The organism is Pseudomonas sp. R25(2017) (assembly GCF_002112565.1).
GTDB lineage: Bacteria > Pseudomonadota > Gammaproteobacteria > Pseudomonadales > Pseudomonadaceae > Aquipseudomonas > Aquipseudomonas ekonensis.
This window is the reverse complement of the sequence record NZ_NEHZ01000035.1, coordinates 1-9,022: the sequence shown is the minus strand read 5'-3', so window position 1 is coordinate 9,022 and position 9,022 is coordinate 1. Positions and strand designations below refer to the sequence as shown.

The window sequence follows — 9,022 nt, the reverse complement described above, 5'->3', positions numbered from 1 at the left end:
AGCTGTGCCGGGTGGCATTCGCCCTCATGAAAAGCGAGAGCGAATACCAACCGAACTTGAGGCTGCAGGGTTCCCTTGCAACATAGAATCTCCCACAGGTTTTTGTGGTGTACCTAGATCCTGCAAACACCCGAGATACCTGTGGGAGATTGCCTGCAAGCGATGGGGCCGGCACTGTCGGCCTCTGTACCCACCTGCGTTCCCGCAGAGGATCCAGCCTCACATTGAGCTATCATTGCCGCTTTCCCCCTGAAAGACATGATTGCCATGACTGCCGTACCCAACTCCCTTCTCGACGCCCTCGAACATTGCGGGATGGTCGAAATCGACGGCCTGCACGCCTTCGAATTCGCCCTCGACGAAGTCGACAACCTGCACATCGAATGCATAGACGGGCGCTTGTCCAAACACTGGGAATTCACCCCGGCCCAGGTCAAGGCCGCGACCTTCGACGAATCCCTTCAGAGCTGGCTGATCGTCGGCGCCAGCGGCGAACACCGTCTGGTCTGCCTCGACGCCTTCGGCGGTGGCGACGATGAGGATGACGCTCATGAAGATGCGTAAGTTCTGGCCGCTGCTGATGGCCGGCAGCGTCGGCGCGATGGGCCTTTCCAGCGCCTCGGCCGAAACCTTCCAGTTGCTGGTGGGCTCCTACACGGCGGGCGCGAGCCAAGGCATCTACCGGATGAGTTTCGACAGCGCCACCGGCCGCATCGGGCCCAACCCGCTGCAAGTGGTCAAGAGCGCCAACCCGTCGTGGCTCACCTTGTCCAAGGATCAGCGCAAGCTGTTCGTGGTCAACGAAAACGGCCCCGGCCAGAAAGACCCGGTGGGTCGCGTCAGCAGCTACGCGATCAACCCGAAGACCCAGGCCCTGAGCCTGATCAGCCAGGTGCAGAGCCTGGGCAACGAGCCGACCCATTCGAGCCTCAGCGGCGACGCCAGCCACCTGTTCGTCAGCAACTACTCGGTGGCCGAGGATCCGGGCGGCACGCTGGCGGTGGTGCCGGTGGGCAGCGACGGCCGCCTGAAGCCGGTGGTGCAGATGAGCGCCCACCCGGCCAGCCGGGTGAACCCGGAGCGTCAGGCATCGAACCATGTGCATTCCACGGTCTCCTCGCCGGACGGCCGCTACGTGTTCTCCAATGACCTGGGCGCGGACAAGGTCTTCATCTACCGCTACGACCCGAAGGCCAACCCCGAGCTGCCGCTGACCCCGGCGAAAACCGCGTCGGTGGACCTGCCGCCGGGCAGCGGCCCGCGTCACCTGCTGTTCAGCGCCGACGGCAAGCACGCCTGGCTGACCATGGAAATGAGCGCCCAAGTGGCGGTGTTCGACTACCGGGACGGGGTGCTGACCCAGACCCAACTGGTGGACCTGGCGGCCGGCCAGCCGACCTCGGACAAGGCCGCAGCCGCTTTGCACGCCTCCGCCGACGGCAAGTTCCTGTACGTCAGCAACCGGGGCACGGCCAACCAGATGCTGGTGTTCGCCATCGACCCTGCCAGCGGCAAGCTCAGCGAGCTGCAACGGCGTTCGGTAGAGGGCGATCACCCCCGTGAGTTCAGCCTCGACCCCACCGGCAAGTTCCTGCTGATCGCCAACCAGAAGAGCAACGGCATCGTCGTGCTTGAGCGCGACGACAAGACCGGTCTGCTGGGCAAAGTCGTGCAGACGTTGCCGATGGATGCCCCGAGCGACCTCAAGTTCCTGCTGCGTCAATGAGCCGCAGGCCCCGGTTCGCGGGGCCTGCGCCTTTGTATTAATCGCGCTGATAACAGCTAATGCCATAAAGCATTTCAAGCGGCGGACCCTCGAGCGTTAAGTTTGCTTCACGGCCCGAACGGGCAAGCAAGCCAACCGAACACGAGGGTTACCGCCATGAACTTCAATCTCTTTTCCGTGATTGCCGCGTCCGCCATCTCCGCTTCCGTGGCCCTGCCAGCCAGCGCCAGCGTCGAAGTCAGCGACAAGAAATCCCACACCCAGAGCTACACCCAGAAGTACTTGCAACAGAGCGCCAACTTCTACGCCGCTCTGGACCACAAAGCCCAACACTGAAACTCTTCCCGCACTGCACCCGTTATGCAGGAGCGAAGTCATTGACGCCGCCGCAGTTTTCCAAGCGTTGGCCGCAACAGTGATGTCGCTCCTGCATAACCGTTTGCGACAGCATCTGCCGGATATCACTGTCCGCGCTTGATATCACATAGCCATGAACGTAAAGTTGACGCTGATTTTTTGACTCCTTCCCCGCATAAGGATCGACAGCATGGCGATGCGTCTGGTCGTGGTACTCCTGTTTCTCTATTCCACCCCCATCCTGTCGGCTGCCGAGCCTGTCGCCGGCGAGCCGGAAGCCGCGTTCGAACGCCTCATGAGTATTATTGAAGGCTGAGATAGACCGGTTTAATGATCAACGAAGCTGATGGTCACTATGGATAACCCTGAGTGGTTCCTTCGGCTTTTTTGATCGATTCTGTGGGCCTCGAAACAGGTTCACGGAGTCCACATCATGGCCAGTTCCCTCATCGCTTACGCCAAACGCGGCGCTTACCTGGCCATCGGTCTGTACCTGGTCATGGTGCTGTCCGTCAGCCTCGTCTCGCAGTCGCAGCACCGCTTCGACGCACCGGTCCAGGTCGCCCATCCCGGCATTCAGTTCGAGCTCCGTTCCCACGGCGCAACGGCGGACGCGGCTGAACTGGCGGGAGTCGGCGGAGCATGAAAGGCTACAGACTCTGGATCATCGCCGGCCTTGCGTTCATGACCAACGGCGCCTCGCTCTTGGGCTTCGGCCAAGGTTCGGTCGGCGGCCTGGCCCGGGCCATAGAGGCCAACCACACCATCGCCCACAACATCGAACGGGCCAACGCTTTGGGGCTGCTGGCCGGCAATCCGCCGGTCAAGTCCGAGCGTGATTTCCTCGGGCCGTTCGAAGTGGATTGCTCGGCCATCGGCATGTGTGAAGTGCTGGCCTGAACCCGGGATTACTTTTTCATGATGCCGGTGAACAGGTCGGATTCGAGAAAGCGCTGCAACCATTGCTGCAACCGCACGTAAGGCGTCTGCGCGAACCACTCGCGGTCGACGTGGGCGAACTGGCGCACGAAGGGCAGCAGCGCGATGTCGGCCAGGCACGGATGGTCGGCCAGCAAGTACTCGCGCTTGCCGAGCAGCTCGTCGAGCTTCTGCAGGAACAGCGTCCCCTCGGCGCGATAGGCCTCCATCGGCTGCTCCGGGTAGCGTTCGGCGTACTTGTACCGGTTCAGGTTCACCTTGAACACTTGGTCGTTGCCGTAGATCAGCTTCTCCATCCACAGGGCGTGGAACGAATCGTCCTTGAGCAGCCAGTCGTCCGGATCGTTCTGCGCCAGTGCCCAGCGCATGATCTCCAGACTCTCGTCGATCACCCGGCCGCCGGCGTCGAGCACCGGCACCGTGCCTTTGGGCGAGAGCTCCAGCATCCTCGCCGGCTTGGCCTTGAGGCTGACCTCGACGATGTCCACCGGCACCCCCGCATAGCGCAGCGCCATCCGCGCGCGCATGGCGTACGGGCAGCGGCGGAACGAGTAGAGCGTGTTCATTTCACCTCCACGGTGCTCAAGCCGTTGCCCTGGCGTCGCACCTGGATCTGCACCGGAATCCGTTCGTGCATTTCCTGCACGTGGGAAATCACCGCCACCTTGCGTCCCTGGGCCTGCAAGCCGTCGAGGGCATCCATGGCCAGTTGCAGGGATTCCGGATCCAGGCTGCCGAAGCCTTCGTCGATGAACAGCGATTCGATCTTCAGCGTGCTCGACGCCATCGACGCCAGCCCCAGCGCCAGGGCCAGCGACACCAGGAACGTCTCGCCGCCGGACAGCGAATGCACCGAGCGCAGTTCGTCGCCCATCTCCGTGTCCATCACCAGCAGGCCGAGCATGCTGCCGCCGCGCTTGAGCCGGTAGCGCTTGACCAACTGGCGCAGTTGCACGTTGGCGTGGTGCACCAGCAGGTCGAGGTTGTAGGCCTGGGCGATCTTGCGGAAGGTGTCGCCGGTGGCCGAGCCGATCAGCGCATTGAGCCGGGCCCAGCGCTGGTATTCGGTGTAGGCCTCGGCGATCCGCTGCGCCAGCGCCTGATTGGCGTTCTGCCGGCGCTGGTCTTCGGCCTGCTCGGCACGCAGTTCGGCGCACTGCTGCTCGCTGACGGCGAGCTGTTGTTGCAGGTCGGCGAGGGCGGTCGCCAATGCGTCGGCCTCCAGGCCGCCGTTGCGCTGCGCCTGGTGTTCGAGCAGGCGCTGGTCACGCTCCTGCAGCAGGACGTTGGCCTGCTCGATGGCCTTCTCGTTGCGCTGCAGGCGCTGGCGCAGTTCGCTGACTTGCGCGTCGTCGATCCGCAGCAGGTCTTCGAGGCCGCCGTCGTCGAGCTCGGGGTGGCGCGCGCGCCAATCGGCGATCTTGCCGGCCAGTGCCCGATCCTCGGTGTCCAGCGCCTGCCAGCGTTCTTGCTGCGCCTTGAGTTCCGCCGCCGTCTGCACCTGTTGCGTGCGCAGGTCTTGCAGGGCGTGGGCGGTATCGGCCTCGGCGCGGCGGGCCTGCTCCACGGCGTGCTCCAGCCGCTGTTGCCATTGCTCGGCGCTGGTGTGTTCGCCGAGCAACTGCGCAAGCTTCTGTTGGCTGGCCTGTTGCTGCTCGGCCAAGTCATTGAATTGCCGCTCGGCGGCCTGCGCCTGCTCGGCGCGGTTCCGCTGACGCTCCTGCTCTTTGTCCAGCGTCTGCTGGCGTTCCTGCTGTTCCTCCAACGCCTCCTTCTGCTGATCGACCTGCGCCAGGCGCTCGGCGATCTGCCGGTCAAGCTGCATGAAGGCGGCCGCCGGCTCGACGCGCAGCGCTTGCAGGGTGTCCGCCGGGAGCAGATTGGCGAAGGCGTCGAGTTCTTCGTCGAGGCGTTGCCGGTCGCTGTCCAGTTCCCGCTGCTGATGGCTCAGGTGCTGCGCCGCCTGCTGATGGGCGGATTCGGTCTTGCGCAACTGCTGGGTCAGCCGCGCCGCGTCCTGTTGCAGGGTGAGCAGGTCGCTCTGGCGCTGTTCGTCCTGGGCGATGCTCAGGTTCAACTGATCGTTCTGCCGCACGAGCCAGGCGTCACGCTTGTCGGCGTCCTGAACCTTCAACTGCGTAGCCAACGGATGCGCGTCAAGGGTCGGCGCCAAGGCGTGCTGTTGCGCGGTCAGTTGCTCTTGTTGCTGCAGCAGCTCTTTCTGCCGGGCGATGACGGCACCGACGGCCGTACGCAGTTCGATCAGCGACTCCTTGAGCCGTTCCACTGCTTGCAGCGCGTTGGCCTGTTCGCTTTCGTCATGCCGGCCGAGGCTTTGCAGCAGCGCTTCGGGCTGATGGTACGGATGCGCATCGCTGCCGCAGACCGGGCAAGGCTGGCCGTCCTGCAACTGCGTGCGCAGTTCCTCGACGCTGGCGCTGCGGGCCAGGCGCTGGCGTTCCAGCAGCTCGCGGGTGACCGTGAGGGTCTGTTCGGCGACGGCCAGTTCGGCCTTGGCCTTCACCCCGTCCTGGGTCAGGCGGTCGCGTTCCTGCTGGGCTTCGACCAGGCGTTGCTGCAGGTCGGCGCTGCGGGTGCCCAGTTCCTGATGGTGGCTCCACAGACGCGTCAGGTCTTCGACGGCGCGCAGCTGCTTGCGGTTGTCCTGCAGCAGGTTGCCGAGGAGGCCGATCTGTTCGGCGACCGCGTCCGGTTCGGCGCCGGCCTCCTTGAACAGCACGTCCAGCTCCTGTTTCTGCCGGGCGAGGTCTTCGGCGCTGCGGGTGGCGGCCTGTTCAAGGCTGGCCAGTTCGGCCTGGCCCTTGTTCAGGCGGTTGCCGATCAGCATCAGCTGTTGCAGGCGGTCGCGGTAGGCGTTCCAGGCATCGCTCAACGGCGCCAGGTGGGCGCTTTGCCCGAGCCCGCCTGCGATGTCCCGCAAGCGTTCGGCGACCTCGGCCTGTCTCTCCACCAAGGCTTGAATGCCGGCCTGGCCCTGGGCGCAGGCTTGTTCCGCGAGCTGCCTGGCTTCGGCGCTGAGGGCGGTTTCCTTGGCCAGGCGGGCGAGGGTGCTTTGCTCCTCGAAGGCGATACGCAGCAGCGGCGTGCTGTCGCCTTGCCGTTGTTGCGCCTCGCCCAGGGCGGCCTTCGCCTCGTCGAGACCTTGCGCAAGTTGCGATTGGCGTTCGGCCAGTTCGGTCTGCTGCTGCGTGTGGGCGGCGATCTGCTCGGCCAACGGCGTCAGCAGCGCTTCCAGTTCGGACTTGCGGGCGAACTGGTGCCGCTGCGGCCCGAGCTGTTCCAGCCGGGTCAGCCTCAGGCGCTCGGCGGCCAGGCCTTCCCACTGCTGTTGCGCGCTGTGCAACTGCTCGGCGGCGGCCTGCTGCGCTTCCTGCAAGCGGCTCAGTTCCTTCAGCCAGGCCTGTTGCTGGTCAAGCTGCTTGAGCTGCGCCTGTTGCCCCTTCAGGTGCTGTTGCGCCGCGTTGAAGCGCTCGTCCAGTTCGGCGCGAGCCTCCGGTGCCAGCGGCGTGACCCCCACGGCTTGTTCCTGCAGCAGCCTGTGCGCCTCGCGGGCCTCTTTGGCCTTGTCGAAGGCGCGCCGGCCCAGGCGGGTGTAGAGCGCGGTGTCGGTGAGCTTTTCCAGCAGTTCGCTGCGGTCGTTGTCGTCGGCCTTGAGGAAGGCGCTGAACTCGCTCTGGGCCAGCAGCACGGCGCGGGTGAACTGCTCGAAGTTCAGCCCCAGGGCCGCTTCCAGTTGGGTCTTGTATTCGCCTTTCTGGCTGGCCAGCAGTTGATCCTGGTCGATGTCGCGCAGGCTCTGGCGGCTGACCTGCAATTTGCCGGCGGCTTTCTCGCGGGCACGGTTGGCTTCCCAGCGGGCGCGGTAGCGGCGGCCGTCGACGCCGACGAAGTCCACTTCGGCGAAGCCTTCGCCGGTGCCGCGGCGCAGCAGGGTGCGCGGGTCGCCGGTGGCGATCTCGCCGTCGGCGTCCGGTACCTTGGCGTCGCGGCCGGTGTTGCTGAGCCGCGGCACCGCGCCGAACAGCGCCAGGCACAGGGCATCGAGCAGGGTGCTCTTGCCGGCGCCGGTCGGGCCGGTGATGGCGAACAGGCCGGCGCTGGCCAGCGGTTCGGCGGTGAAGTCGATTTCGAACGGGCCGGCCAGCGAGGCCAGGTTCTTCAGGCGGATGGCGAGTATCTTCATGGCTGGCCGACCTCCATCTGTACGTCCTGGAGCAGTTCGGCGAAGTCCTTGAGGGTCTGCTCGTCGGCCTCGTTGCCGTAGCTGTCGAACCAGGCCCGGCTGAACAGTTCCTGCGGGGTGAGCTGGTCCAGCTCGATCAGGGCATCGCCCTCGTCGGTGCCGTTCCGTCCGCCGCTGCCGGCGTATTCGGCAGCGATCCGCACCAGCCGCACGGCCTTGCCTTGCAGGGCGCTTTCCACTTGCTGGCGCAGGTCCGGCTGCGGCTCGTCGAGCTGCACGCGCACTTCCAGCCAAGGTTGGCGCTGGGTCTCGGCAAGCAGGTCGATGTTCGGCAGGTCCGCCAGTTGCAAAAGGATGTCGGCCAGCGGCGCCGGGCCGACGCGTTGCAGGTGCACGGAGCGGGGGATCAGTCGGGGTTCGACGCTGACCAGGGTTTCGCCGTCGAGGGTGACGTCGAGGATCTGGTGCTGATAGTTGATCTCCGAGAACGACAGGGGGATCGGCGAGCCGCTGTAGCGGATCCGTTCCTCGCCGTTGACCTTCTGCGGCTTGTGCAGGTGGCCGAGGGCGACGTAGCTGACGGTGGGCCCGAACAGGCTGGCCGGCAGGGCCTCGGCGTTGCCGATGATCAGGCTGCGCTCGGAGTCCTCCGACACCGAGCCGCCGGCCATGTGCGCATGGCTGACGGCGATCAGCGCCTGGCCGGGCGCGCGTTTGGCGTTCGCCGCATCGATCAGGCGCTCATGCACCTGGCCGATGCCGTGCAGGTAGTCGTCGCCCAAGTGCGGGCCGGTCACCTCGGCGGGCCGCAGGAACGGCAGCGCCAGGCACCACGCGGCGACCTCGCCCGAGGCGTCCGGCACCGGCAGCAACAGGCGTTCGGTGTCGAGCTGCCCGTCATCGAGCCACAGCACCCGGCCTAGCGCATGGGTGCGCAACCGTCGCATCAGCGGCGCGGGCAGTTCGATCCGCGAGCCGGAATCGTGGTTGCCGGCGATCATCACGATGGTCAGCGCGGGCTGTTGTTCGTGGGCGCTGACGATGAAGTCGTAGAGGCGCTCCTGGGCTTTGACCGGCGGGTTGACCGTGTCGAAGATGTCGCCGGCGATCAGCAGCGCATCCGGCTGCGCCAGCTGCAGTTGCTTGAGCAGCCATTCGAGGAAGCAGGCGTGCTCGAAATCGCGCTCCTGGCCGTGCAGGTTCTGCCCAAGGTGCCAGTCGGAGGTGTGAAACAGACGCAAGGCGGACTCCGCATCAGGATTGAGGTGATGGCCGCTGCAAAGTCGGGAGGCCAAAGAGGGGAGAGTCTACTGGCAAATGCGTCGATTGTGGTCGAACTCGCGTGCGTCCTCGCTTCGGGGGATTTACAAGCATCGGGAGGACAATCTATTAATTGACGCCAGAATAGTGGCATTTTAGTATTGTGATATTGTTTTGATATCATTTTTTGCTTCGAGGGATCGGACATGCACTCACGCCTCTTTGCGGCGAGGCCGGGCGCAGGCTTGCCCTGTCTGCCCATGCCTGCCGTTGTCCTTGATGGAGCCGTTGCGCACTTCGATGCGCACTTCTTCTGACCTGTCTTCCTGGCGCCGTCTGCGCTGACCGGGCGCAAGGCGCCGCACTGCTGCATCTGCATTCTTCTAAAAACAATTATCCGAGATCATCGACATGGATGTTCGCCACCCGACCCTCCCGGCCGGCCAACCCGCTGCTGCCGTCATTCCGCGCGAGCGCTTCTTGGGCATGCCCAAGCGCGGGCTGGCGTTCCTGCTGGCGAACGTCATGTTCTGGCA

General features: G+C 65.0%; 9 protein-coding genes. 6 read left to right on the top strand and 3 right to left on the bottom strand.

Annotated features, from left to right (window positions below):
• Nucleotides 1–258: 258 nt before the first annotated feature.
• The 6 genes from CAG31_RS27810 (at nt 259) to CAG31_RS27790 (ending at nt 2,983) form a co-directional block, all read left to right on the top strand.
• Nucleotides 259–564: a DUF5629 family protein gene (locus tag CAG31_RS27810; RefSeq protein ID WP_085586954.1), complete on the top strand. Its 306-nt coding sequence runs from the start codon at nt 259–261 to the stop codon at nt 562–564.
• Nucleotides 551–1,726 (top strand): lactonase family protein, encoded by a 1,176-nt coding sequence (locus CAG31_RS27805; RefSeq protein ID WP_085586953.1) that lies wholly within the window; start codon nt 551–553, stop codon nt 1,724–1,726. Before CAG31_RS27810 ends, CAG31_RS27805 begins: the two co-directional genes overlap by 14 nt.
• Nucleotides 1,727–1,882: 156 nt before the next feature.
• Nucleotides 1,883–2,062 (top strand): hypothetical protein, encoded by a 180-nt coding sequence (locus CAG31_RS27800; protein ID WP_085586952.1) that lies wholly within the window; start codon nt 1,883–1,885, stop codon nt 2,060–2,062.
• Nucleotides 2,063–2,273: 211 nt separating this feature from the next.
• Nucleotides 2,274–2,399, top strand: coding sequence for a hypothetical protein (locus CAG31_RS28820; protein ID WP_256575612.1), 126 nt, complete (start codon nt 2,274–2,276; stop codon nt 2,397–2,399).
• Nucleotides 2,400–2,516: 117 nt separating this feature from the next.
• Nucleotides 2,517–2,729: a hypothetical protein gene (locus CAG31_RS27795; RefSeq protein ID WP_085586951.1), complete on the top strand. Its 213-nt coding sequence runs from the start codon at nt 2,517–2,519 to the stop codon at nt 2,727–2,729.
• Nucleotides 2,726–2,983 carry a hypothetical protein gene (locus CAG31_RS27790; protein WP_085586950.1) on the top strand — a complete coding sequence of 86 codons (258 nt, stop codon included), beginning with the start codon at nt 2,726–2,728 and terminating at the stop codon, nt 2,981–2,983. The genes CAG31_RS27795 and CAG31_RS27790 overlap by 4 nt, the downstream gene beginning before the upstream one ends.
• An 8-nt stretch (nt 2,984–2,991) precedes the next feature.
• Here the strand turns inward: CAG31_RS27790 and CAG31_RS27785 are convergent, their stop codons facing one another.
• From CAG31_RS27785 to CAG31_RS27775, 3 genes are read right to left on the bottom strand one after another with little or no spacing between them, the layout of a single operon-like run.
• A complete protein-coding gene (locus CAG31_RS27785) occupies nt 2,992–3,588 on the bottom strand; it encodes a glutathione S-transferase (protein ID WP_085586949.1) in 597 nt (198 codons plus the stop codon).
• Nucleotides 3,585–7,226, bottom strand: coding sequence for an AAA family ATPase (locus tag CAG31_RS27780; RefSeq protein ID WP_085586948.1), 3,642 nt, complete (start codon nt 7,224–7,226; stop codon nt 3,585–3,587). The genes CAG31_RS27785 and CAG31_RS27780 overlap by 4 nt, the downstream gene beginning before the upstream one ends.
• Nucleotides 7,223–8,467, bottom strand: a complete 1,245-nt coding sequence (locus CAG31_RS27775) for an exonuclease SbcCD subunit D C-terminal domain-containing protein (RefSeq protein ID WP_085586947.1) — start codon at nt 8,465–8,467, stop codon at nt 7,223–7,225. The genes CAG31_RS27780 and CAG31_RS27775 overlap by 4 nt, the downstream gene beginning before the upstream one ends.
• Nucleotides 8,468–9,022 lie beyond the last annotated feature (555 nt).

Excerpts from the sequence above, each read along its gene's own strand:
- CAG31_RS27810 (WP_085586954.1), top strand. The coding sequence starts at position 259 with ATGATTGCCATGACTGCCGTACCCAACTCCCTTCTCGACGCCCTCGAA.
- CAG31_RS27805 (WP_085586953.1), top strand. The coding sequence starts at position 551 with ATGAAGATGCGTAAGTTCTGGCCGCTGCTGATGGCCGGCAGCGTCGGC.
- CAG31_RS27800 (WP_085586952.1), top strand. The coding sequence starts at position 1,883 with ATGAACTTCAATCTCTTTTCCGTGATTGCCGCGTCCGCCATCTCCGCT.
- CAG31_RS28820 (WP_256575612.1), top strand. The coding sequence starts at position 2,274 with ATGGCGATGCGTCTGGTCGTGGTACTCCTGTTTCTCTATTCCACCCCC.
- CAG31_RS27795 (WP_085586951.1), top strand. The coding sequence starts at position 2,517 with ATGGCCAGTTCCCTCATCGCTTACGCCAAACGCGGCGCTTACCTGGCC.
- CAG31_RS27790 (WP_085586950.1), top strand. The coding sequence starts at position 2,726 with ATGAAAGGCTACAGACTCTGGATCATCGCCGGCCTTGCGTTCATGACC.
- CAG31_RS27785 (WP_085586949.1), bottom strand. The coding sequence starts at position 3,588 with ATGAACACGCTCTACTCGTTCCGCCGCTGCCCGTACGCCATGCGCGCG.
- CAG31_RS27780 (WP_085586948.1), bottom strand. The coding sequence starts at position 7,226 with ATGAAGATACTCGCCATCCGCCTGAAGAACCTGGCCTCGCTGGCCGGC.